This window comes from Xanthomonas arboricola (assembly GCF_002940665.1).
GTDB lineage: Bacteria > Pseudomonadota > Gammaproteobacteria > Xanthomonadales > Xanthomonadaceae > Xanthomonas > Xanthomonas arboricola_B.
Map to the genome: position 1 here is coordinate 316,043 of NZ_MIGY01000002.1, position 20,965 is coordinate 337,007.

Sequence of the window (20,965 nt, forward strand, 5' to 3'; positions counted from 1 at the left end):
GGCTATCATTCCGCACTGATTCCTTGATGACGGCGCCTGCGCGCCGCCGGATTGCCGTGCCGACGTCTGTCTTGCCTGTTACACCCTCGATGCGCTCCGCAGTCTGCGTCCAGCGCGAGCGCCTGTGCTGATGGCGATCCGTCAGCTCCCCGAGATCCTGATCAACCAGATTGCCGCCGGCGAAGTCGTCGAGCGGCCTGCCTCCGTGGTCAAGGAACTGGTCGAAAACGCGCTCGATGCCGGCGCCACCCGCGTGGATATCGAGCTGGAGGAGGGCGGGGTGCGGCTGATCCGCATCCGCGACAACGGCGGCGGCATCACTCCCGACGAGCTGCCGCTGGCGGTGTCGCGGCATGCCACCAGCAAGATCGCATCGCTGGACGATCTGGAAACCGTGGCCACGCTCGGATTCCGCGGCGAAGCCCTGCCGTCGATCGCCTCGGTCAGCCGTTTCACGCTGATCTCGCGCCGCCACGATGCCGAACATGGCTCCGCACTGGAGATCGATGGCGGACGCCTAAGCGAGGTGATGCCGCGCGCGCATGCGCCCGGCACCACGGTCGAAGTGCGCGAGCTGTTCTTCAACGTGCCGGCGCGGCGCAAGTTCCTGCGTGCCGAGCGCACCGAGCTGGGGCATATCGAAGAATGGCTGCGCTCGTTGGCGTTGGCGCGCCCGGATGTGGAATTGCGGGTGTCGCACAACGGCAAACCGTCGCGTCGCTACAAGCCGGGCGATCTGTATTCGGATGCGCGGCTGGGCGAAACCCTGGGCGAGGATTTCGCACGGCAGGCCCTGCGCGTCGATCACAGCGGCGCCGGCCTGCGGCTGCATGGCTGGGTCGCGCAGCCGCATTACTCGCGCGCCAGTACCGACCAGCAGTATCTCTACGTCAATGGCCGCTCGGTGCGCGATCGCAGCGTCGCGCACGCGGTCAAGATGGCCTATGGCGATGTGCTGTTCCATGGCCGCCAGCCGGCCTATGTGCTGTTCCTGGAACTGGATCCGGCGCGCGTGGACGTCAACGTGCATCCGGCCAAGCACGAGGTGCGTTTCCGTGAGGCGCGGCTGATCCACGACTTCGTCTACCGCACCTTGCAGGACGCGCTGGCGCATACGCGTGCCGGTGCGATGCCCAACAGCATCGGCACGGACGGCGCCAGCGACACGGTTGCGGCGCCGGGCGGCATGCTCGACCGTCCAAACTACGGTGCCGGAAACGGCAGTGGCGGCGGTGCCGGCTACGGTCAGTGGACGCCATCGCAGACCCCGCTGGGCCTGCGTGTGGACGAGGCGCGTGCGGCCTACAGCGCGCTGTATGCGCCGCCGTCCAGTGGCGCGCAGCAGCAGTCTGCCGCCCTGCCGGAGGGCGCGGGGATGGGCCTGCCTGCGACTGCCGCAGACAGTGGCGTGCCGCCGCTGGGGTATGCCGTCGCGCAGTTGCACGGCATCTACATCCTGGCCGAGAACGCCGAAGGCCTGATCGTGGTGGACATGCACGCCGCGCACGAACGCATCGGCTACGAGCGGCTCAAGAACGCGCACGACAGCATCGGCCTGCACGCGCAACCGCTGCTGGTGCCGATGACGCTGGCGGTGGGCGAGCGCGAGGCCGATACCGCCGAGCGCGAAGCCGACACGCTGGCCAGCCTGGGCTTCGAGATCACCCGCGCCGGCCCGCAGTCGCTGCATGTGCGCAGCATTCCCGCGCTGCTTGCCAACGCCGAACCAAAGGCGTTGTTGCGCGATGTACTCGGCGATCTGCGCGAGCATGGCCAGAGCCGGCGCATTGCCAGTGCGCGCGACGAACTGCTCTCCACGATGGCGTGCCACGGCGCGGTGCGCGCGAACCGGCGCCTGACCGTGCCGGAAATGAACGCACTGCTGCGCGATATGGAAATCACCGAGCGCTCGGGCCAATGCAACCATGGCCGACCGACCTGGGCACGGTTTACGCTGGGCGAAATCGATCGCTGGTTCCTGAGGGGGCGCTGATGGCTGTACTGCACAAGGGGAACCGCTGGCTGCTCGGCATGCTGGTGTGTGCGGCACTGGCCGGCTGCGGCAAGGACGCACCGCCACCGGCAGCGCCGGCCGCACTCGACAAGGCCTTTCTGGCCGACAACGCGGCCTGGCGCGAGGCGCGCCTGACCGAGTTGCGTGCGCCCGATGGCTGGACCAGTCTGGTCGGCCTGCACTGGCTGTCGCTGAAGGCGCATTACATCGGCAGCAGTGCCGACAGCGGCATCAGGCTGGCGGTCGGGCCGCCCAAGATGGGCATGGTCGCCACCGAGGCCGGCACGGTCTGGTTCGTGCCCGAGCGCGGCGCGGCATTGACCGTCGACGGCAAGCCGCTGGCCGGCAGGATCCGCTTCCAGTCCGATCGCGACCCGCAGCCGACCTTCATCCATTTCGATGATGGCAAGGGCGTGTTGAGCCTGATCCACCGGGGCGACCGCAATGCGCTGCGGGTCAAGCATGCCGATGCGCCATCGCGCAGCCACTTCGCCGGTCTGGACTACTGGCCGGTCGATCCGTCCTGGCGCATCAGCGCGCGCTATGTGCCCAACGATGTCGGCAAGACCATCCCGATCGTGGACATCGTCGGCATCAGCAGCGAACAGCCCAACGCCGGGGCGATCACCTTCGAGCGCAACGGCAAGGCGTACCGGCTGGAAACCATCGGCGAACCCGGGCGGCCGATGTTCGTGGTGTTCGCCGACCGCACCAGCGGGCACGGAAGCTATCCGGCCGGACGCTTTCTCGACCTGGACGTGCCCGACGCCTCCGGGCATGTGGTCGTCGATTTCAACCGTGCCTACAACCCTCCGTGCGCGTTCACTCCGTTTGCGACCTGTCCGCTGCCGCCGCCGGAGAACCGCATCGACCTGGCGGTGTCGGCCGGCGAGAAGACCTACAAGGTGCCGCACTGACGTGGAGAGGCCGACATGGTGAAGGCAAGCATGCGCAGCCGGCTGGCAGCCTGGTGCGGCGGTGTGGTGATTGCTCTGGCGCTATGCAGCGCGGCGGCCGCGCCGACCTGGGCGCGCGACGGCAGCGAGGCGCCGGCCGGTCCGCCGGTGCCGCTGTTGTGGAAGGTCGATGGCAAGGGCGGCACGCTGTATCTGCTGGGTTCGTTCCATGTGCTCAAGCCCAGCGATTACCCGTTGTCGCCGGATGTGATGCAGGCCTTCGCCAAGGCCGACCGGCTGGTGTTCGAACTGCCGCCCTCCGATGCGCAATCGCCCGAACTGGCCGGCCGCATGCTGCAGGCGGCGCGTCGCAGCGACGGGCGTCGCCTGCAGGACGCACTGGATCCGAAGACCTGGCAGGCGCTGACCACCTACGCCCGCAAACACGGGATGCCGGTGGACAGCTTGCAGCCCCTGGAACCCTGGTTCGTGGCGCTGACAATCAGCCTGACGGAGATGCGCCGCCAAGGCATGGACCCGAACGCCGGTCTGGACCATCATCTGATGGCGCAGGCGCAGATCAGTGGCAAGCCGGCCGATGGACTGGAGCGTGCCGAAGAGCAGATTGCCTTGCTCGATGGCATGTCGCCCACCGAGCAGCATCAGCTGCTGGAGGAATCGCTGGACGACGCCGGCGCCAACGATCAGCTGCGTCAGCTGCACGCGGCCTGGCGCAGTGGCGATGTGCGCACCCTGTCCACGCAGATGGCCGAAGAGATGCGGCAGCACTACCCGGCGCTGTATGAGGACATCAATGTCGAGCGCAATGCGCGCTGGGTGCCGCGGCTGGAGCAGCGGCTGGGCAAAGGCAGCGGGACCACGCTGGTGGTGGTCGGTGCGCTGCACTTGCTGGGAAGCGATGGCGTGGTGGAACGCCTGCGTGCGCGTGGCTACCACGTGGAGCGGATCTGCTCGGCCTGCGCGGAGCAGGCCGGCCGCTGATTGGCGAGGTCGTGGAGCGGCTCACGCTCCAGGCGCCGCGCTTGCGTTACCCGCGGTTGCGGGCCTTGCCGGTGGTGCCGGCGCTACCGGCAGTGCCGTGCGTGCCGGTGCCCATCGGGCCGCTGCCCATGCCGCTGGCACCCGGCGGCGGCGTACCAGGGCCGCCCGGACGACCGAAGCCGGCACCGAAGTTGCGTTGGAATTCCTGCCACAACTCCAGGTTGCGCTCGGTCAGCTGGTTCATCATCGCCCACGGGGTCTGCCCGAGCAGGTTGCCCATCTGTTGGCGGAACTGCTGCTGCTGATCCAGGAATACCTGCATGCTGCGCTCCAGGTAGTTGCCCATGAAGCCCTGCAGCGAATCGCCGTAGAAACGGATGATCTGACTCAGCAACTGGGTCGACAGCATCGGCTCGCCGTCCTGTTCGCGGTCGGCAATGATCTGCAGCAAGACCGCGCGACTGAGGTCTTCGCCGCTCTTGGCGTCGCGTACCTCGAATTCTTCGCCGTCGATGATGAGCTGACGCACGTCCTCGATGGTGATGTAGCTGGAAATTTCCGTGTCATAGAGACGGCGATTGGGATACTTCTTGATGATGCGAAGTCCGGCCATGGAACGTTCACTCACAACGATAGTGCGCGCAGGATGGCGCACCGCAGCAGCCCTTGCAACCGCTACAAGGCCTTATTTTCTTAAGGAGACACCAAAAAAATGTTGCGCAGCATGATTTTCAAGGATTTTTATGCTGCATCGCAAAGTTGCAGCAAACCTTACCAGCCCATGTGGTGGCCGCCGTTAATATCCAAGTTGGAACCGGTGATCCAGGCGGCCTCTTCCGCAACCAAAAACGCCACCGCATAGGCGATTTCTTCCGGCCGGCCCAGGCGGCCGGTGGGGATGTCGGCGACGATCTTGGCGCGCACCTCCTCCGGGACCGCCATCACCATGTCGGTGGCCACATAGCCGGGCGAAACGGTATTGACGGTCACCCCGAACGCGGCGTTTTCACGCGCCAGCGAGATGGTGAAGCCGTGCATGCCGGCCTTGGCGGCAGCGTAGTTGGCCTGTCCGTACTGACCCTTCAGGCCATTGATCGAACTGATCTGGATCACCCGTCCCCAGCCGCGCTGGCGCATGCCCTCGATCACCGGGCGGGTAACGTTGAACACCGAGTTGAGATTGGTGTTGATGACGTCGTGCCATTGTTCGGCTGTCATGCGATGGAAGGTGGTATCGCGGGTGATGCCGGCGTTGTTGACCAGTATTTCGATCGGCCCCAGCGCTGACTGGACGTCCTCGACCAGGGCGCGCGCATGCTCGGAGGACGCCACATCGCCGCGGAACAGGGCGATGTCGTAGCCCTGGGTCTGCATGCGCTGCTGCCACGCCTGGGCCTTTTCGGCATTGCGGAAGTTGCTGGCCACCCGGTGGCCCTGGTCGGCCAGGCGCTTGCAGATGGCGGTGCCGATACCGCCGGTGCCGCCGGTGACCAATACGACGCGAGATGTCATGACGACTCCAATGGACAGGTAAGGTTGGGGGCGGGCAGGGCACAGGCACGCTGCCCGGCCCGACGCCATTGCTGGGGCGCAATTCTAGTCACGCCGGGGCTGCGATGCGCGTCCGTTCGCGTCCAGATGCAGGTGCCGGGGCAGCCGCTGTGGCGAAAAATGCTGCACCGCATGCTGCAGCAAGGTGTCCAGCGCCGCATGGCGCGGCAATGCTGCCGGCTGCTGTCCCAGCACCGCCCAGGCGGCGTGCAGGGCCGGTTGCGGATCGGCGTCGTCCAGCGCGGGCGCAGCGTGCGACTTGGACAGCTTGCGGCCGGCGTGGTCCAGGATCAGCGGCAGGTGCAGGTAGCGCGGTTGCGGCAGGCCCAGTGCGCGCTGCAGCAGCAACTGGCGCGGGGTGGAGTCGAGCAGGTCGGCGCCGCGCACGACATCGGTGATGGCCTGCGCAGCATCGTCGACCACCACCGCCAGCTGGTACGCCCAGTAGCCATCGGCGCGGCGCAGCACCACGTCGCCGACCTCGGCATGCACGTCCTGCACCACGCGACCCTGCAGTGCGTCGTCGAAACCGACCGGCGGCTGTGGCGGCACCCGCAGGCGCACCGCGCGGCGGGCGCCCAGCGGCGCCACGCAGGCGTGGTGGATGCCGCCCATGCCGGCAAGGTCGGTCCGGCTGCAGCTGCATTCGAAGGCCGGTCCGGTCTCCAGCAAGGTGGCGACGGCGGCGTCGTACTGCGCATGGCGCTCGGACTGATACAGCACCGGCAGGTCCGAGCGCAGGCCGAAGGCGGCCAGCGTGCGCAGCTGGCGCTCGGAGGCGCCGGGTTCGGCACGCGGCGGATCGATGTCTTCGACGCGCACGCACCACTGCCCGCCGGCGTGCCGCGCGAGCAGCCAGCTGCCGAACGCCGCCAGCAGGGAGCCGAAGTGCAATGGGCCGGTCGGGGAGGGCGCAAAGCGGCCGCGGTAGGGGATGGCTGGCATGATCGGCTGAATCGTCGGTCAGGTGAATGCTTGATTTCAAGCGCTGACGACCGCAGATCCGCTGCAGGTCATCCTGCTCGCGTGGAGTCATCGCACCATGTTCAACCGCATTTTCCTGTTCCTGCTGACCAATTTTGCGGTGTTGATGCTGGCTGGCATCGTGATGTCGGTACTGGGTGTCAATCCCGCGCAGATGAGCGGCCTGCTGGTGATGGCAGCCGTGTTCGGGTTCGGCGGCTCGTTCATCTCGCTGCTGCTGTCCAAGTTCATGGCCAAGCGCAGCACCGGTGCGCAGGTGATCACCGAGCCGCGCACGCCGACCGAGCGCTGGTTGCTGGCGACAGTGCGGCGCCAGGCCGAGGCGGCCGGCATCGGCATGCCGGAAGTGGCGATCTACGACGGCCCGGAAATCAATGCCTTCGCCACTGGTGCCAACCGCAACAACGCGCTGGTGGCCGTGTCCACCGGGCTGCTGCAGAACATGAGCCAGGACGAGGCCGAGGCGGTGCTGGGCCATGAAATCGCGCATGTCGCCAATGGCGACATGGTCACCATGGCCTTGTTGCAAGGCGTGCTCAATACCTTCGTGATCGTGCTGGCGCGGGTGGTCGGCGGCGTCATCGACAGCGCCATGTCGGGCAACCGCGACGGTGGCCGCGGCTTTGCCTACTACATCATCGTGTTCGTGCTGGAGATGGTGTTCGGCCTGTTCGCGACGATGATCGCGATGTGGTTCTCGCGTCGCCGCGAATTCCGCGCCGATGCCGGTGGCGCGCAACTGGCGGGCCGCGGCAAGATGATCGCCGCGTTGGAACGCCTGTCGCTCAACCATGGCCAGAACACCTTGCCATCGCAGGTGCAGGCCTTCGGCATCTCCGGCGGTGTCGGCGACGGTCTGCGCCGGCTGTTCCTGAGCCACCCGCCGCTGGCCGAGCGCATCGCTGCGCTGCGCGCCGCCAGCGGTGCGCCGATGTAAGAAGGTCTTGTCAGATGCACGCGTGGCGCATTGATTCACGCCGCCCAACAAAAAACCCGCGGCTTGCGGGTTTTTTGTTGGGCGGAGCAAGGTGGCAGTGATGCGGTAGGGTTTGATGTCTCAGCCGAACTCGTAGTTCATCAACGGCCCGGTCGGTGCGACGAAATCGCCTTGCACATAGTCCACCCCGGCGCTAAAGAAGGTGCTCATCGACTGCGCATCGGCCACGAACTCGGCCACGGTGAGGATGCCGGCCGGCTGCGCGCGCGAGGTGATCTCGCGGATCTTGTCCTGGCTGTCGCGTGCCGAGGCCACTTCGCCGGTGATCCCGCGATCGAGCTTGAGGAAGGCCGGCTGGAAATGCGCCAGCAGCTGGAACGAATCCAGGCCCGAGCCGAACTGTTCCAGCCCGACCTTGCAACCCATCGCCGACACCGCCGCCAGGAACTGCTGGGCATTGCGCAGATGCGTGAACACCTTCGATTCCGGCGTCTGCAACCACAGCCGTTCGCCCGGCACGCCGTAGACAGCCAACTGCTCGCGGATGATGTCGATCATCTGCGGGTCGGAGAACGAATTGGGCCCGATACGTACCAGCAGGTGCGTTTTGTGTCCTGCACGTTGCCGTTCGCCGAGCTGGCGGATCGCGCGCGCCACCACCCAGCGATCGATCTCGGTGATTAGGTCGTGCTCCTCGGCAATCGCCATGAAGGCGTTCGGCGACATCATCTCGCCGTTGCGCTCCAGCCGCAGGAAGGCCTGGTACAGCTCCAGCGGCTCGCCCTGCAGATTAAGCACCGGCTGGTAATGCAGCAGGAAGCCGTCGCCGGCCAGGGCCTCGCGCAGTTGCTGTACCCAGCGTTCGATGCGTTCCTCTTCGGCCCGATCGCCCGCTGCCGGGTCGTAGATGCTGACCGCATTGCCGCCGAGCTCGGCCGTGGTGCGTACCGCCTCGGTGCCGCGGTTGAGCACCTGGCCGATGCTGGCGATCTTCTCGCCGATCTGCACTCCGCCGATGCTCACCGTCACCGTGGCCGAGCGCGCGCCGATGCTGAAGACGTGTTGCGCAAAGGCGTCGCGTATCAGCTCCGCCAGTGCGTGCGTACGCGCGTAATTGCCGTCCATCAACAAGGCAAAGCTGTGCTCGCCGAAACGCGCGGCGACCACGCTGTCATCGCTCACGCTGGCCACATGCGCGGCCAGGGCGGCGATCAGCGCGTCGGCCGAATCCAGGCCAATCTCGGGCAGCAGGCGCGCGTAATGGTCGGGCTCGATCAACAGGAAGCCGGACTGGCCTTCGCTGCGGCCGGCGCGCGCCACGGCCTGTTCCAGCGCCACCATGAACGTGGGCCGGTTGAGCAGGCCGGTGACCTGGTCGCGCTGACGCAGGTCCTCGACCTCGCGCGCCAGCTCCGGATCGAATTCCTCGCGGCGGCGGAATACCACCTGGATGCACGGCTCGCCTTCGTAGGTCGCAGTGGCGAACTCCATCGTCGCCGGGAAGGTGTCGCCTTCCAGCCGGCGCGCGTCGACCTTGTACTGCGCCGGCGGCGGCTCGCCCTTGGACATGGCCTTGAGCAGCTGCTTGAAATCGTCGACGTACTGGGCGGCGATCATGTCCAGCAGCGACACGCCCTCGACGTCGTCGAACGACTCGAAGCCGAACATCTCCAGATACGCCTCGTTGGCGCGGATGTGCATGCCTTCGTGCACGTAGGCGATCGGATCGCGCGAGGAGGCGATCAGGGCGTCGCAGCGCCGCTCGGTTTCGCGCATCTGCGCCTCGATGCGGCGCAGGCCACGGCGTGCCTGCAGGTCGGCCCATTCCGAGCGCACCAGCGCCAGCAGGTGTTCGGGGCGATGACGCAGCACGATGGCGCGAATGCCATGCGCGGCGGCCTCGACCAACGCGTTTTCCTCGATCCGCTCGGCCAGCAGCATGATCGGAATATCCTTGCCGCTGCCGGCGATCTGCTGCTGCAGCGCATTCATCGGGATCTGCAGCGCCTGCCCGTGCAGGGCCAGGTCGATCTGGCCCGACAGCATGCTGGCGAGCTCTTCCGGGGTCTGCGGCCGCGATGGACGCACCGCGATGCCACCGTTGCGCAACGCAGTTACGATCGCCTCCGCGCCTTCGACACTGTCGTCGACGATCATCAGGCGGAGGGTGAGATCTTTGCCTTTTTGCATGCGCGTTTCCCTAGCGACGGGCTTTAATACACGAAGGAACTCGTCTGCGTCCATGTCTGTGGACAAGGCCGCATCCGGGGTGAGACTCAGGCCACGTTTCCATATGTCGACGCCGGAATCATGCGACGCTTCCGGCGGCATGACCGGACGCCCATGCCCATTGAAAGTTGTAGCCGCCCAACCATCCGGTCACATCCAGCACCTCGCCGACAAAGTACAGGCCGGCCACCAGCCGCGATTCCATGCTCGCGCTGGAGACCTGGTTGGTATCGACACCTCCCAGCGTGACTTCGGCGGTGCGATAGCCCTCGGTTCCACTGGCGATCAGCGGGAAGGCGGCCAGCAGGTCCGCTGCGGCCTGCAGCTGCGGTGGGTCGAGCTGGCGGACCGGCTTGTCCGGCAACCACGCCTCGCACAGGCGCTGGGCGAACCGCCGCGGCAGCACGTCGGCCAGCACGTTGCGCAGTTCGGTGGCGCCACGCTGTTTTTTTTGGTCGCGCAGCCATGCCGCGGCATCCTGGCCGGGCAGCAGGTCCAGGCGCAGGTCGTCGCCGGGCTGCCAATACGAGGATATCTGCAGGATGGCCGGGCCGCTGACGCCACGGTGGGTGACCAGCATGAAGTTGCGGAAGCTGACCCCGTTGCACTGCGCCTGGACCGGTAGCGCCAGCCCGGACAGGTCCTGCAGCCGTTCCTGGTGCTTGCCGCTCAGGGTCAGCGGCACCAGCCCGGCGCGCGTCGGCAACAGCGTGTGGCCGAACTGCTGGGCCAGCGCATAGCCGAAGCCGCTGGCGCCCATGCTCGGAATCGACAGCCCGCCGGTCGCCACGATCAGCGACTGCGCCTGCACGCGTCCCTGGCTGGTCTCCACGCTGAAGCCGTCGCTGCCGCGCTGCACCGATAGCACCTTGCAGTCGGTACGCACCTGCACGCCCGCCGCGTCGCACTCGTCCAGCAGCATGCGCACGATCTGCTTGGACGAGATGTCGCAAAACAGCTGTCCCAGCTCTTTCTCGTGATAGGCGATGCCGTGGCGCTCGACCATCTCCACGAAATCCAGCGGGCTGTAGCGGGCGAGGGCGGACTTGCAGAAGTGACGGTTGGCCGAGAGGAAGTTGCCCGGCGTGGTGCCGGTATTGGTGAAGTTGCAGCGGCCGCCCCCGGACATCAGGATCTTCTTGCCGACCTTGTTGGCATGGTCGATCACCAGCACCTGGCGGCCGCGCCGGCCCGCAGTGAAGGCGCTCATCAGTCCGGCCGGGCCGGCACCGACGACCAGCACGTCGCAACGCATGCTCATTCGGCCGGGGCTTGCCGCACCATCGGGGTCAGGGTGACGCTGCCGTGGTCGGCCAGCATCTGCACCTCGCCGTCCTGGATGATCACGTCGAAACGCATGCCGCGCTGGATCAGCGCGCCCAGCGCTTCGGTGGCCTGCGAGTCCAGCTCGATCACGCGCAGGTTGCGCTGCCGGCTAAGCGCGTTGGCCTGCTTCTTCCACCAGGTTTCGGTGGCCTGGCCGCCATAGCCGATCACCACCGCCTCGCGCGACCGATTGCAGGCCTTGCGCACCCGGCTTTCGTCCGGCTGGCCGAGGTCGATCCACAGGTCCGGGTCGCCGGTGTAGTCGCGCCGCCACAGGTCGGGTTCGTCCTCATTGCTGAGGCCGCGGCCGAATTCCAGGCGGTCGTCGGCGAACAGGGCGAACGCCAGCAGCCGCACCATCAGGCGCTCGTCGGTTTCGGAGGGGTGCTGGGCCAGGGTCAACGAATGGTTGGCGTAGTAGCCACGGTCCATGTCGCTGATCTGGAGTTCCGCCCTGCGGACGGTGGCGGTAAGGGCCATCAGGATGCCGGTTGCAAAGGGCACTTATGATACGCCCGCGCTGCAATCCCGGCATGGCGCGGTCAGCGCCGCGCCATCAACGAATGTCGCGAATGACCGCGGGGCAGGCATCGGCATCGACCCAGATATGCGGGCGGGACGGCGGGGCAGGCGTATTCATGTGCTGAAATCGAGAAGGAAAGGGCCTGACAGGTGGTCGGATCCGCCCTGACAGTAAAAAATTTGACGCAAGGTGTCGCTTTTTGCTGGGAACACGAGTACTGTGCACGCACTGTGTTTGCAAGGGTCACCGTGAATCGTGGCCTGATGCAGCCGGATCGTTACAGATCTCGCTTCATCGTTCCGCTTTACCAACGCCTGCAACTCAGTCTCAGCTCCGGCTTTTCGGACGCTGCGATTTATCCATCTATAGTTCAGGAGTTTGTAAATGTCAGATCGTCAGAGCGGTACCGTGAAGTGGTTCAACGATGCCAAGGGCTTCGGCTTCATCACCCCGGAAAGCGGCCCGGACCTGTTCGTGCACTTCCGTGCCATCCAGGGCACCGGCTTCAAGTCGCTGCAGGAAGGCCAGAAGGTGACCTTCGTCGCCGTGCAGGGCCAGAAGGGCATGCAGGCTGACCAGGTGCAGGCGGTCTAATCCGTCTGCAACCGTAAGGTTGCCGAAAACGCCGGTCGCGCAAGCGACCGGCGTTTTTTATTGGGCGCGATTGCGTCAGTGCAACAGGCGGTATCGGGCTGTTCGCCCCGTTCGGGTGAGCACAGCGACGACACGGCGACCGGTAGCATATGCGGTTTCCGCGTGCAGCCTCTTTCATGATCACTGTCCACCATCTCAACAATTCCCGTTCCCAGCGCGTGCTGTGGCTGCTGGAAGAACTGGCGCTGCCTTACCAGATCGTGCGGCATGAGCGCGATCCAAAGACCATGCTGGCGCCGGCGGCATTGCGTGCGATCCATCCGCTCGGCAAGTCGCCGGTGGTTGTCGACGGCGATCTGACCGTGGCCGAGTCCGGCGCGATCCTGGAGTTCCTGGCCGAACGCTACGACACCGAATGCGCGCTGTCGCCGCCGCCGCGTCCGCTGGAATCGCCCGAGCGCCTGAAGTTCCGTTACTGGATGCATTACGCCGAAGGCTCGGCGATGCCGCCGTTGTTGATGACGCTGATCTTCGGGCGGATTCGCAGTGCGCCGATGCCGTTCTTCGCCAGGCCGATCGCACGTGCCATCGTGGACAAGGCGATGTCGGGCTTTGTCGGTCCGCAGCTCAAACTGCATCTGGACTGGATGGAGCAGTCGCTGCAGGCGAGCGAATGGTTTGCCGGTGAGCGTTTCACTGCGGCGGACATCCAGATGAGCTTTCCGGTACAGGCCGCGGCTGCGCGCGGCGGCGGGCTGGAAAGCTATCCACGCCTGCGCGCGTTTCTCGCGCGTATCGAAGCGCGTCCCGCGTACCAGGCCGCGCTGAAGAAGGGCGGCCCATTCGAGCTGATGGGGCGCAAGCCCGTCGCGTGATGCCGCTGTCGCCGTGTCGAGTCTGTGCCCAGAGAAGCTGCAGGTCGCCGCGCTTGCCGGTGCGCTGCTAGGGGTTGGCCAATCCCAAATCCCGATTCCCCAATCCCGCGCCACACAGACTCGCCGGCAGCGGCCACAAATCAATCGGGCGCCCGACATTGCCGCAGGAACTGCAGCGTGTCGCGCAGCACGGGCGAGCGCTCGGGCGATTTGCGCAGCGCCAGCACGATGCCGAGATGGCCCGTGCCCGGGTAGACCTTCAACTCGGCCGTGCCGCCCTTGCGTTGCAGTGCGTGCTGCAACGAGGTGCTGTTCTGCAGCTCGACCACACGATCGGCATCGCCGTGCTGCAGCAGCATCGGCGGTTCGTCGCCGCCGACGTAGTGCACCGGCTGCGATTGCTGTTGTGCGGCCGGTGCCTCGCCGAAGATCTCGATCAGCTCCGGATCGGTCAACGGCAGGAAGTCGTAGGGCCCGGCCAATCCGACCACCCCGCACAGCTGCCGGGGTTGCAGGCCTTGCGTCTGCAGCCAGCGCGCATCGGTACCCAGCAGCGCGGCCATATGCGCGCCTGCAGAGTGGCCCATCACCGCCAGGCGCGTCGGGTCGCCACCGTAGTCGTGCGCATGCCGATAGCCCCAGGCGGTGGCGCCGGCAGCGTCGGACATGAAGCCCTGCAGGCCGACCTGCGGATACTTGCGATAGTCGGCCACCATCGCCACCACGCCCTGGCGTGCGAGCGCGCGGCCGACCCAGCGGTAGTTGGCGCGCGTCCCGCGCTTCCAGGTGCCGCCATAGAAGAACACCACCACCGGTGCATCCACCGCGCCGCGCGGCTGGTAGACGTCCAGGGCCAGACCATGCGCCGGATCGAACACCTGGTCGCGGTGCTCGACAATGCCGTCGCGGCTGGAGGCGGCGTTGATGCCGCCGAAGAACACGCTGCTGCAGGCGGTCAGTGTCAGCGAGCCGAGCAGCAGGAGGGTGGGGCGAAACCAGCGATAGGCGCGCGAGGGCATGGGCAATGTCATTTGAGGGGCGGGGAGGAATAACGCTGTGGCTGTCGCCGGCGTGTGCAGGACCAGCCCGCTTGCTGGCGGCCAGCTGATCGAAGATACGGTACGTGCGCAACGCCGGATGCGTGGTTGCCCATGCGAAGTTCACTGTCGCTGGCCTACGCTGGCACGCATGACGACTCTGCAGTTTGACAACCGCCTGCGACAGCAGCTGCCCGGTGATTCCGAACAAGGTCCACGCCGCCGCGAAGTGCGCGCTGCGTGGTCGACGGTGATGCCGACGCCGGTGGCCGCGCCACGCCTGCTGGCGTATTCGGCCGATGTCGCCCAACGGCTGGGGCTGGATGAGGCGGAGATCGGCAGTGCGCGCTTTGCCGAGGTGTTGTCCGGCAATGCGCTGTACCCAGGCATGCAGCCGTGGGCGGTCAATTATGGCGGGCACCAGTTCGGACATTGGGCCGGCCAGTTGGGCGATGGCCGGGCGATTTCGCTGGGCGAGGCGATCGGGATCGATGGCGGTCGCTACGAGTTGCAGCTCAAGGGCGCCGGCCCGACCCCTTACTCGCGCGGTGCCGATGGCCGCGCAGTGTTGCGCTCGTCAATCCGAGAATTCCTGTGCAGCGAAGCCATGCATCACCTGGGCGTGCCGACCACGCGCGCGCTGAGCCTGGTCACCACCGGCGATGCGGTGATGCGCGACATGTTCTACGACGGCCGGCCGCAGCGCGAGCCGGGCGCGATCGTGTGCCGGGTGGCGCCGTCGTTCATCCGCTTCGGCAACTTCGAGCTGCCAAGTGCGCGCGGCGATCTGGCGCTGCTGCGGCAATGGGTGGACTTCACCATCGCGCGCGACTTTCCGCAGCTGGAAGGTGCTGGCGAGGAGCTCTACGCAGCATGGTTCGCACAGGTCTGCGAGTGCACCGCGGTGATGGTGGCGCACTGGATGCGGGTGGGCTTCGTGCATGGGGTGATGAACACCGACAACATGTCAATTCTGGGCCTGACCATCGATTACGGCCCCTATGGCTGGGTCGACGACTACGACCCGGACTGGACGCCGAACACCACCGATGCGCAGGGCCGCCGCTATCGCTTCGGCACCCAGCCCCAGGTCGCCTATTGGAACCTGGGGCGCCTGGCGCAGGCGCTGGCGCCACTGTTCGCCGACCAGGCGCGGTTGCAGCAGGGGCTGGATCGCTTCCGCGATACCTACCTGGCCTGCGACAGGCGCGACACCGCTGCCAAGTTGGGTCTGGCCGACTGCCGCGACGAGGATCTGCAGTTGATCGATGCGCTGCGCGCGCTGATGCACAACGCGGAAATGGACATGACGCTGACCTTCCGCGGCCTGATCGCGTTGGTGCCGGAGCATCCCGATCCTGATCTGTTGCGTGAGGCTTTCTATGACGAGGACAAGCGCCTCGCGCATGCCGCGCAGTTGCAGGAATGGCTGCAGCGTTACGCTGAGCGGCTGCAGCAGGACACGCTGTCGCCGGAGGAGCGGCGCGAACGCATGCGCCTGGCCAACCCGCGCTACGTGCTGCGCAATTATCTGGCGCAGCAGGCGATCGATCTGGCCGAGCAGGGCGATCCGTCCGGCGTGCAGGCGTTGCTGGAGGTCATGCGTCGCCCGTACGACGATCAGCCGGGCCGCGAGGCGTTTGCCGCGCGGCGGCCGGACTGGGCGCGCGACCGAGCAGGTTGCTCGATGCTGTCCTGCAGTTCCTGACGCGCTCAGACGCAGGTCCGTCGTGACCGCAGCGGCGTGAGTCCGCGCAGCCTAGAATAGGTGGTCCCCACCGGCCCTGACGCCACCACCACCATGACTGACTGCACCCGCTGCGCCGGCACCAATTCTTCCGGACCCAATCAATGGTCCGAACGGATCCGCGACATCGCCGATTTTCCCAAGCCGGGCATCGTCTTCAAGGACATCACGCCGCTGCTGTCCGATGGCCCGGACTTCGCTTCCGCGCTGGACGAAATGGCGCAGCCCTGGCGCACCACGCCGCTGGATGCGGTGCTTGGCATCGAAGCGCGCGGTTTCATCCTGGGTGCGGCGCTGGCGCGCGAGCTGCGCACCGGGTTCGTGCCGGTGCGCAAGCCCGGCAAATTGCCCGGGCGTACCCTGGTCCAGGAATACGCGCTGGAATACGGGACCGATCGCATCGAGATGCACGAGGATGCGTTGCCACGCGGTGCCCGTGTCTTGATCGTCGACGACGTGCTTGCCACCGGCGGTACGCTGCGCGCAGCCTTGAGTCTGGCCGCACAGCTGGAGCTGGAAGTGGTCGGCGCGGCGGTGCTGGTGGAGCTGCTGGCGCTGCAGGGCCGTGAGAAGTGGGCCAACGACGTGCCGTTGCTGGCCACGTTGCGCTATTGATCCAGGTGCCTTGCCGATAGGCTTTCTGAAAACAGGAATGCGCAAGCGTGCGCATCCTCGTGGAGCGTGCGGCAGGCGCTATCGCTGCCGCTCGATCGGTTGGTCGGCAGGGTCGCTGCCGCGCGTTGATTACAGCTTGCTGACCCGGAACCGGCGTCCTTTGATCTTGCCCGCATGCAGATGCGCCAGCGCCTTGGCGACCTGCGCGCGGGCGATGGCGACATAGGAGCGGGTGGGGTAGATCGCGATCTTGCCGATCGCCGCGCCCGAGAGCCCGGCTTCGCCGGTCAACGCACCCAGAATGTCGCCGGCACGCAGCTTGTCGGTCTTGCCGCCGTCGATGCGCAGCGTGGTCATGGCCGCCTGCGGCAGCTGCGCCGGGCGGGCGGTGGCCAAGGGTGCGCGCGACCACTTCAGCGGCTGGCCCTGTTCGGCTTCCAGCGCCTGCGCGCGGCCGGTCTCGCGCGAGGCCACCAGGCTGAGCGCCAATCCGCGCTTGCCGGCGCGTGCGGTGCGACCGATGCGGTGGCGGTAGGTTTCGGTATCGGTGGGCAGCTCGTAATTGACCACTGCCGACAGGTCTTCCACGTCCAGCCCGCGTGCGGCCACATCGCTGGCCACCAGCACGTTGCAGCTGCGGTTGACGAAGCGCACCAGCACTTCGTCGCGGTCGCGCTGTTCCATGTCGCCGTGCAGGGCGAGCGCGGAGAAGCCGAACTCCTGCAGCGAGCCGGCCACCTCGTCCACTTCCTTGCGGGTATTGCAGAACACCACGCTGGATTCGGGATTGAAGCGCAGCAATAGGCCGGCGACGGCCTTCTGCCGGTAGGTCGGGTCGACCTCGAAGAATTGCTGGTCGATTTCCGGCGCGTTGTCGGCGCCTTCGACGGTGATTTCGACCGGGTCCTTGAGGATCTCGCGCGCCAGCGTACGGATGATGTCCGGGAAGGTGGCCGAGAACAGCAGGCTCTGGCGGTGCTTGTCGCAGCGGCTGGCGATCTCGCGGATGGGTTCTTCGAAGCCCATGTCGAGCATGCGGTCGGCCTCGTCCAGCACCAGCGTGCGCACGCCGCCCAGATGCAGGGCGCGCTTGCGGGCCAGTTCCTGGATGCGGCCGGGCGTGCCGACCACCACCTGCGGGTCGTGCGCTTCCAGCGAGGCCAGTTGCGGGCCGAGCGGCATGCCGCCGGTCAGCACCACCAGCTTCATGTTGGGGATGCCGGTGGCCAGCTTGCGCAGCTGCTTGCCGACCTGATCGGCCAGCTCGCGGGTGGGGCACAGCACCAGCGCCTGCGCGCGGGTCAATGCAGGATCGAGCTTCTGCAGTAGCCCCAGCCCGAAGGCGGCGGTCTTGCCGCTACCGGTCGGCGCCTGGGCGATGACGTCCAGCCCCTGCAGGATCGGCGGCAGGCTCTGCGCCTGGATGGGTGTAAGGACGGTGTAGCCAAGGGCGTCGATGCCGGGGGCCAGGGCCGGCGACAGCGGCAGCGCGGAGAATTCGTTCATGGCGCATTTTAGCGGGAATCGGGAGTGGGGAATGGGGAATCGCAACGGCGAGGCTTTTCCATTCCCGATTCACCATTCCCGATTCCCGTACAATCAGCGCATGCCTTTAATCACTCTGCAAAGCGTCGACTACAGCGTCGGCGGCCCCTTGTTGCTGGAAAAAACCGCCCTCACGATCGAGCCGGGCGAGCGTATCGCCCTGATCGGCCGTAATGGCGCCGGCAAATCGACCTTGATGAAACTGATTGCCGGCGAGCTCAAGCCCGACGACGGCGAAGTGCGCGTGCAACAGGGCGTGCGCATCGCGCGGCTGGAGCAGGAAGTGCCGCAGGGTACCGGCGGCAGCGTGTTCGACGTGGTGGCCGACGGCCTGGGCGAACTGGGTCATTGGCTGGCCGAGTTCCATCAGCTCAGCCATGCCGAGGTGTTCGATGCCGACGCGTTCGGCAAGGTGCAGGCCAAGATCGATGCAGCCGAGGGCTGGGCGCTGGATCAGCGCGTCAGCGAGACGCTGACCAAGCTGGAACTGGACGGCGATGCGGAGTTTGCGCGGCTGTCCGGCGGCATGAAGCGGCGCGTGCTGCTGGCGCGCTCGCTGGTGTCCTCGCCGGATGTGCTGCTGCTGGACGAGCCGACCAACCATCTGGACATCGAGGCCATCGACTGGCTGGAGTCGTTCCTGAAGAACTGGAACGGCAGCGTGCTGTTCGTCACCCATGACCGGCGCTTCCTGCGCGCGTTGGCCACCCGCATCGTCGAGATCGATCGTGGGCAGGTCACCAGCTGGCCGGGCGACTGGGCCAATTACGAGCGTCGCCGCGAAGAGCGGCTCAATGCGCAGGCGCAGGAAAATGCGCGCTTCGACAAGATGCTGGCGCAGGAAGAAATCTGGATCCGTCAGGGCATCAAGGCGCGGCGTACCCGCGACGAAGGCCGCGTACGGCGCCTGGAATCGATGCGCAACGAGCGTGTGCAGCGCCGCGACCTGACCGGCAACGTGCGCATGGAAGTCTCGCAGGGCGAGTCCTCCGGCAAGAAGGTGATCGAGGCCAAGGAGGTCGGCTTCGCGTTCGGTGCGCGCACGATGGTCAAGGATTTTTCGACCATCATCCAACGCGGCGACCGGATCGGGCTGATCGGCCCCAACGGCAGCGGCAAGACCACCTTGCTGAAGTTGTTGCTGGGCGATCTGCAGGCGCAGCAGGGCGAGATCCGCATCGGCACCAATCTGCAGATCGCCTACTTCGATCAGTACCGTTCCACGCTGCGCGAGGACTGGAGCGCGATCGAGAACGTGGCCGAAGGCCGCGATTTCATCGAGATCAATGGCAAGCGCAAGCATGTGCATGCGTATCTGCAGGACTTTTTGTTCACCCCCGAGCGCGCACGTGCGCCGATCACCCGGCTGTCCGGTGGCGAGCGCAATCGGCTGCTGCTGGCCCGCCTGTTCGCGCAGCCGTCCAACCTGCTGGTGATGGACGAACCGACCAACGATCTGGACGTGGAAACGCTGGAGCTGCTGGAAGAGTTGCTGGGCGAATATACCGGCACCTTGTTGCTGGTCAGCCATGACCGCGACTTCCTCGACAACGTGGTGACCTCGACGTTGGTGATGGAAGGCGAGGGCTTGATCGGCGATTACGTCGGCGGGTACAGCGATTCGCTGCGTCAGCGTCGCACTCCGGCGCCCAACGCGATGGCGGTCGCCAAGGCTTCGGCGACGGCAGCGGCGACCACGCCGGTGGCGGCTGCGCTGCCGGCCGATGCCGCGCCCAAGCGCAAGCTCAGCTACAAGGACGCGCGTGAGCTGGAGCAGTTGCCGGCGTTGATCGAAACCCTGGAGCAGCGGGTCGCGGCACTGACCGAGGCGATGAACGACCCGGCCTTCTATCAGCGCGACAGCGCGGCGATGGCCGCGCATACCGCCGCATTGGGCGATGCGCAGGCGCAGCTGGATGCGGCGTTCGCGCGCTGGAGCGAGCTGGATAGTTGACGATCGGGCCGGTGCGCGACTGCGTGCCGGCCTTGTGGATTCGTGCCTCGAACAGCTTGCAAGCGCGCACACCACGTCCACTGCGCGATGACGGCCGTTCGGACGGCGCGTAGGGTAAAACGCGGGATGGATACGCGCAGCTCATCGGCGATCATCTGCGTGATGCGTCTGATGGTCGCGCCGTGTACCAGTGGTCTTGCAGTGCGTCTCGAAGGCAGCGCCTAGTCGCAGGCACTCGCAGGCGCCACGAAGGCCGCAAACGTCAGCCCGCGCGCGGCCCAGGCGGTGGCCGCCTCGTCGAGAATATCCAGCAAGGTGTTGCGGTCGTTCGGTGCAGTGCGGGCCAGCGCATCGGCGCCGTCGATCAGCAGCGCATAGCCATGCGACGCCGGCAGCCATGCCAGATCGCGCAAGGCATCGGAGAGCGCGTCCCAATTGCGGCCGAAGCTGGCCGGGAAGTCCAGTTGGGTGGCCAGGCGCATCAGCAACCTGTGCTTGTCGCTGCAGCTGGCCAGGTCCACGCGCAGGATGTGCAGGCCGGCATCGCGTGCGAGCGCGGCCATGGTGTCCAGGTCGTCGGTCTCGGCTTGATAGACGCCCGATTGCTGCGGGTCGGACAGATCCAGTGCGAAAGCGCCTGTGCTCATGGCGCCTGCTCCCCCGCCGGACCCTGGAATGATCTGAAACTCTGGTAATGATCGTCGCTGTAATACCACGCCTGCGGCGGCGTACCGCCGGTGACGAGACGGCGCGCGCCGCGATCGGGGCTGCCCGGCGTTTCCACGGTGTATTCGTGGTAATAGCCGCGCGGACGCTCGGGCAAGCGCTGCTCACGATTGCCGAAGACGCTGCCGTCCTGCGGATGCGGAAACGGCCCGCCGCGTTGGATCAATACGATCGTGGCCATTGCCTCGGTCGGTAGAAATCCCGGCAGCTCTTGCTGCTGCGGCGAGCGTTCGACCGGTGCAGCCGCGGCGATCGGCGCACTGAGCTGTGGCGCGAAGTGCGGCTTGGGCGTCTGCATCGCACGCATGCCCCACAACCCGGCGACGAGCAGCACGATGGCGACGATCAGTAAAGCGGGCTTGCGCATGACAGGTCCGGAAACAGCGTGTGGAGACGGCAGGGCAAGTATG

The 20,965-nt window shown here is 66.5% G+C and carries 19 protein-coding genes and 1 pseudogene; 9 read left to right on the forward strand and 11 right to left on the reverse strand.

Going from position 1 to position 20,965, the window contains the following annotated elements:
- Positions 1-130: 130 nt before the first annotated feature.
- Genes mutL through XarjCFBP7645_RS08210 form a run of 3 tightly spaced genes read left to right on the forward strand, consistent with a single transcriptional unit; the run spans position 131 to position 3,912 of the window.
- The gene (gene mutL / locus XarjCFBP7645_RS08200) at positions 131-1,993 is read left to right on the forward strand and encodes a DNA mismatch repair endonuclease MutL (RefSeq protein WP_104537864.1); all 1,863 of its coding nucleotides are present in this window, start codon (positions 131-133) and stop codon (positions 1,991-1,993) included.
- Positions 1,993-2,931 (forward strand): DUF1684 domain-containing protein, encoded by a 939-nt coding sequence (locus XarjCFBP7645_RS08205; protein WP_104537102.1) that lies wholly within the window; start codon positions 1,993-1,995, stop codon positions 2,929-2,931. Before mutL ends, XarjCFBP7645_RS08205 begins: the two co-directional genes overlap by 1 nt.
- Positions 2,932-2,946: 15 nt before the next feature.
- Positions 2,947-3,912: a TraB/GumN family protein gene (locus XarjCFBP7645_RS08210; RefSeq protein ID WP_047125225.1), complete on the forward strand. Its 966-nt coding sequence runs from the start codon at positions 2,947-2,949 to the stop codon at positions 3,910-3,912.
- Between the two features lie 46 nt (positions 3,913-3,958).
- On the opposite strand, the gene phaR is transcribed toward XarjCFBP7645_RS08210, so the two are convergent.
- The 3 genes from phaR to gluQRS all read right to left on the reverse strand — a co-directional run bounded on the left by phaR (position 3,959) and on the right by gluQRS (position 6,408).
- Positions 3,959-4,525 carry a polyhydroxyalkanoate synthesis repressor PhaR gene (phaR, locus tag XarjCFBP7645_RS08215; RefSeq protein ID WP_039526896.1) on the reverse strand — a complete coding sequence of 189 codons (567 nt, stop codon included), beginning with the start codon at positions 4,523-4,525 and terminating at the stop codon, positions 3,959-3,961.
- Positions 4,526-4,683: 158 nt separating this feature from the next.
- Positions 4,684-5,424 carry a beta-ketoacyl-ACP reductase gene (locus tag XarjCFBP7645_RS08220; RefSeq protein WP_047125226.1) on the reverse strand — a complete coding sequence of 247 codons (741 nt, stop codon included), beginning with the start codon at positions 5,422-5,424 and terminating at the stop codon, positions 4,684-4,686.
- 84 nt (positions 5,425-5,508) lie between these two features.
- Positions 5,509-6,408 (reverse strand): tRNA glutamyl-Q(34) synthetase GluQRS, encoded by a 900-nt coding sequence (gluQRS, locus tag XarjCFBP7645_RS08225; protein WP_104537103.1) that lies wholly within the window; start codon positions 6,406-6,408, stop codon positions 5,509-5,511.
- A gap of 97 nt (positions 6,409-6,505) precedes the next feature.
- On the opposite strand from gluQRS, the gene htpX reads away from it, so the two are divergent.
- Entirely contained in the window at positions 6,506-7,384 is an 879-nt protein-coding gene (htpX, locus tag XarjCFBP7645_RS08230) for a protease HtpX (protein WP_047125228.1), read from the forward strand.
- Positions 7,385-7,504: 120 nt separating this feature from the next.
- Here htpX and XarjCFBP7645_RS08235 read toward each other — a convergent pair whose 3' ends face one another.
- From XarjCFBP7645_RS08235 to XarjCFBP7645_RS22200, 4 genes and pseudogenes are all read right to left on the reverse strand, one after another.
- The gene (locus XarjCFBP7645_RS08235) at positions 7,505-9,574 is read right to left on the reverse strand and encodes a GGDEF/EAL domain-containing response regulator (protein WP_104537104.1); all 2,070 of its coding nucleotides are present in this window, start codon (positions 9,572-9,574) and stop codon (positions 7,505-7,507) included.
- A gap of 118 nt (positions 9,575-9,692) precedes the next feature.
- Positions 9,693-10,874, reverse strand: a complete 1,182-nt coding sequence (locus XarjCFBP7645_RS08240; protein ID WP_104537105.1) for an NAD(P)/FAD-dependent oxidoreductase — start codon at positions 10,872-10,874, stop codon at positions 9,693-9,695.
- On the reverse strand, positions 10,871-11,419 hold the full coding sequence (locus XarjCFBP7645_RS08245) for a YaeQ family protein (protein WP_024939301.1): 549 nt from the start codon (positions 11,417-11,419) through the stop codon (positions 10,871-10,873). Before XarjCFBP7645_RS08245 ends, XarjCFBP7645_RS08240 begins: the two co-directional genes overlap by 4 nt.
- Positions 11,420-11,501: 82 nt before the next feature.
- Positions 11,502-11,633: pseudogene (locus XarjCFBP7645_RS22200) on the reverse strand (YaiI/YqxD family protein); the annotation flags it as partial.
- A 213-nt stretch (positions 11,634-11,846) separates the two neighbouring features.
- Here XarjCFBP7645_RS22200 and XarjCFBP7645_RS08255 point away from each other — a divergent pair.
- Both XarjCFBP7645_RS08255 and XarjCFBP7645_RS08260 read left to right on the forward strand, forming a co-directional pair.
- Complete coding sequence (locus XarjCFBP7645_RS08255) at positions 11,847-12,056, forward strand: cold-shock protein (protein ID WP_006451993.1); 210 nt, start codon at positions 11,847-11,849, stop codon at positions 12,054-12,056.
- A gap of 176 nt (positions 12,057-12,232) precedes the next feature.
- Entirely contained in the window at positions 12,233-12,931 is a 699-nt protein-coding gene (locus tag XarjCFBP7645_RS08260) for a glutathione S-transferase (protein ID WP_104537106.1), read from the forward strand.
- A gap of 140 nt (positions 12,932-13,071) precedes the next feature.
- Here the strand turns inward: XarjCFBP7645_RS08260 and XarjCFBP7645_RS08265 are convergent, their stop codons facing one another.
- A complete protein-coding gene (locus XarjCFBP7645_RS08265; RefSeq protein WP_104537107.1) occupies positions 13,072-13,950 on the reverse strand; it encodes an alpha/beta hydrolase in 879 nt (292 codons plus the stop codon).
- 169 nt (positions 13,951-14,119) lie between these two features.
- On the opposite strand from XarjCFBP7645_RS08265, the gene XarjCFBP7645_RS08270 reads away from it, so the two are divergent.
- Positions 14,120-15,676 (forward strand): protein adenylyltransferase SelO, encoded by a 1,557-nt coding sequence (locus tag XarjCFBP7645_RS08270; RefSeq protein ID WP_104537108.1) that lies wholly within the window; start codon positions 14,120-14,122, stop codon positions 15,674-15,676.
- A 93-nt stretch (positions 15,677-15,769) separates the two neighbouring features.
- The gene (locus tag XarjCFBP7645_RS08275) at positions 15,770-16,330 is read left to right on the forward strand and encodes an adenine phosphoribosyltransferase (RefSeq protein WP_104537865.1); all 561 of its coding nucleotides are present in this window, start codon (positions 15,770-15,772) and stop codon (positions 16,328-16,330) included.
- Positions 16,331-16,459: 129 nt separating this feature from the next.
- On the opposite strand, the gene dbpA is transcribed toward XarjCFBP7645_RS08275, so the two are convergent.
- Entirely contained in the window at positions 16,460-17,836 is a 1,377-nt protein-coding gene (dbpA, locus tag XarjCFBP7645_RS08280) for an ATP-dependent RNA helicase DbpA (RefSeq protein WP_024939307.1), read from the reverse strand.
- Positions 17,837-17,936: 100 nt separating this feature from the next.
- Here dbpA and XarjCFBP7645_RS08285 point away from each other — a divergent pair, with 100 nt between their 5' ends.
- On the forward strand, positions 17,937-19,829 hold the full coding sequence (locus tag XarjCFBP7645_RS08285; protein ID WP_104537109.1) for an ATP-binding cassette domain-containing protein: 1,893 nt from the start codon (positions 17,937-17,939) through the stop codon (positions 19,827-19,829).
- Positions 19,830-20,050: 221 nt separating this feature from the next.
- Here XarjCFBP7645_RS08285 and XarjCFBP7645_RS08290 read toward each other — a convergent pair whose 3' ends face one another.
- Both XarjCFBP7645_RS08290 and XarjCFBP7645_RS08295 read right to left on the reverse strand, forming a co-directional pair.
- Positions 20,051-20,476: a barstar family protein gene (locus tag XarjCFBP7645_RS08290; protein WP_104537110.1), complete on the reverse strand. Its 426-nt coding sequence runs from the start codon at positions 20,474-20,476 to the stop codon at positions 20,051-20,053.
- Positions 20,473-20,922, reverse strand: coding sequence for a ribonuclease domain-containing protein (locus XarjCFBP7645_RS08295; protein ID WP_104537111.1), 450 nt, complete (start codon positions 20,920-20,922; stop codon positions 20,473-20,475). Before XarjCFBP7645_RS08295 ends, XarjCFBP7645_RS08290 begins: the two co-directional genes overlap by 4 nt.
- Between the last annotated feature and the right edge of the window lie 43 nt (positions 20,923-20,965).

Bases quoted from the DNA above. Each gene is read 5' to 3' on its own strand.
- XarjCFBP7645_RS08245 (WP_024939301.1), bottom strand. From the start codon at position 11,419: ATGGCCCTTACCGCCACCGTCCGCAGGGCGGAACTCCAGATCAGCGAC.
- dbpA (WP_024939307.1), bottom strand. From the start codon at position 17,836: ATGAACGAATTCTCCGCGCTGCCGCTGTCGCCGGCCCTGGCCCCCGGC.
- XarjCFBP7645_RS08275 (WP_104537865.1), top strand. From the start codon at position 15,770: ATGACTGACTGCACCCGCTGCGCCGGCACCAATTCTTCCGGACCCAAT.
- phaR (WP_039526896.1), bottom strand. From the start codon at position 4,525: ATGGCCGGACTTCGCATCATCAAGAAGTATCCCAATCGCCGTCTCTAT.
- XarjCFBP7645_RS08290 (WP_104537110.1), bottom strand. From the start codon at position 20,476: ATGAGCACAGGCGCTTTCGCACTGGATCTGTCCGACCCGCAGCAATCG.
- XarjCFBP7645_RS08295 (WP_104537111.1), bottom strand. From the start codon at position 20,922: ATGCGCAAGCCCGCTTTACTGATCGTCGCCATCGTGCTGCTCGTCGCC.
- htpX (WP_047125228.1), top strand. From the start codon at position 6,506: ATGTTCAACCGCATTTTCCTGTTCCTGCTGACCAATTTTGCGGTGTTG.
- XarjCFBP7645_RS08265 (WP_104537107.1), bottom strand. From the start codon at position 13,950: ATGCCCTCGCGCGCCTATCGCTGGTTTCGCCCCACCCTCCTGCTGCTC.
- XarjCFBP7645_RS08235 (WP_104537104.1), bottom strand. From the start codon at position 9,574: ATGCAAAAAGGCAAAGATCTCACCCTCCGCCTGATGATCGTCGACGAC.
- XarjCFBP7645_RS08240 (WP_104537105.1), bottom strand. From the start codon at position 10,874: ATGAGCATGCGTTGCGACGTGCTGGTCGTCGGTGCCGGCCCGGCCGGA.
- XarjCFBP7645_RS08255 (WP_006451993.1), top strand. From the start codon at position 11,847: ATGTCAGATCGTCAGAGCGGTACCGTGAAGTGGTTCAACGATGCCAAG.
- XarjCFBP7645_RS08270 (WP_104537108.1), top strand. From the start codon at position 14,120: ATGACGACTCTGCAGTTTGACAACCGCCTGCGACAGCAGCTGCCCGGT.
- XarjCFBP7645_RS08260 (WP_104537106.1), top strand. From the start codon at position 12,233: ATGATCACTGTCCACCATCTCAACAATTCCCGTTCCCAGCGCGTGCTG.
- XarjCFBP7645_RS08205 (WP_104537102.1), top strand. From the start codon at position 1,993: ATGGCTGTACTGCACAAGGGGAACCGCTGGCTGCTCGGCATGCTGGTG.
- gluQRS (WP_104537103.1), bottom strand. From the start codon at position 6,408: ATGCCAGCCATCCCCTACCGCGGCCGCTTTGCGCCCTCCCCGACCGGC.
- XarjCFBP7645_RS08220 (WP_047125226.1), bottom strand. From the start codon at position 5,424: ATGACATCTCGCGTCGTATTGGTCACCGGCGGCACCGGCGGTATCGGC.
- XarjCFBP7645_RS08210 (WP_047125225.1), top strand. From the start codon at position 2,947: ATGGTGAAGGCAAGCATGCGCAGCCGGCTGGCAGCCTGGTGCGGCGGT.
- XarjCFBP7645_RS08285 (WP_104537109.1), top strand. From the start codon at position 17,937: ATGCCTTTAATCACTCTGCAAAGCGTCGACTACAGCGTCGGCGGCCCC.
- mutL (WP_104537864.1), top strand. From the start codon at position 131: ATGGCGATCCGTCAGCTCCCCGAGATCCTGATCAACCAGATTGCCGCC.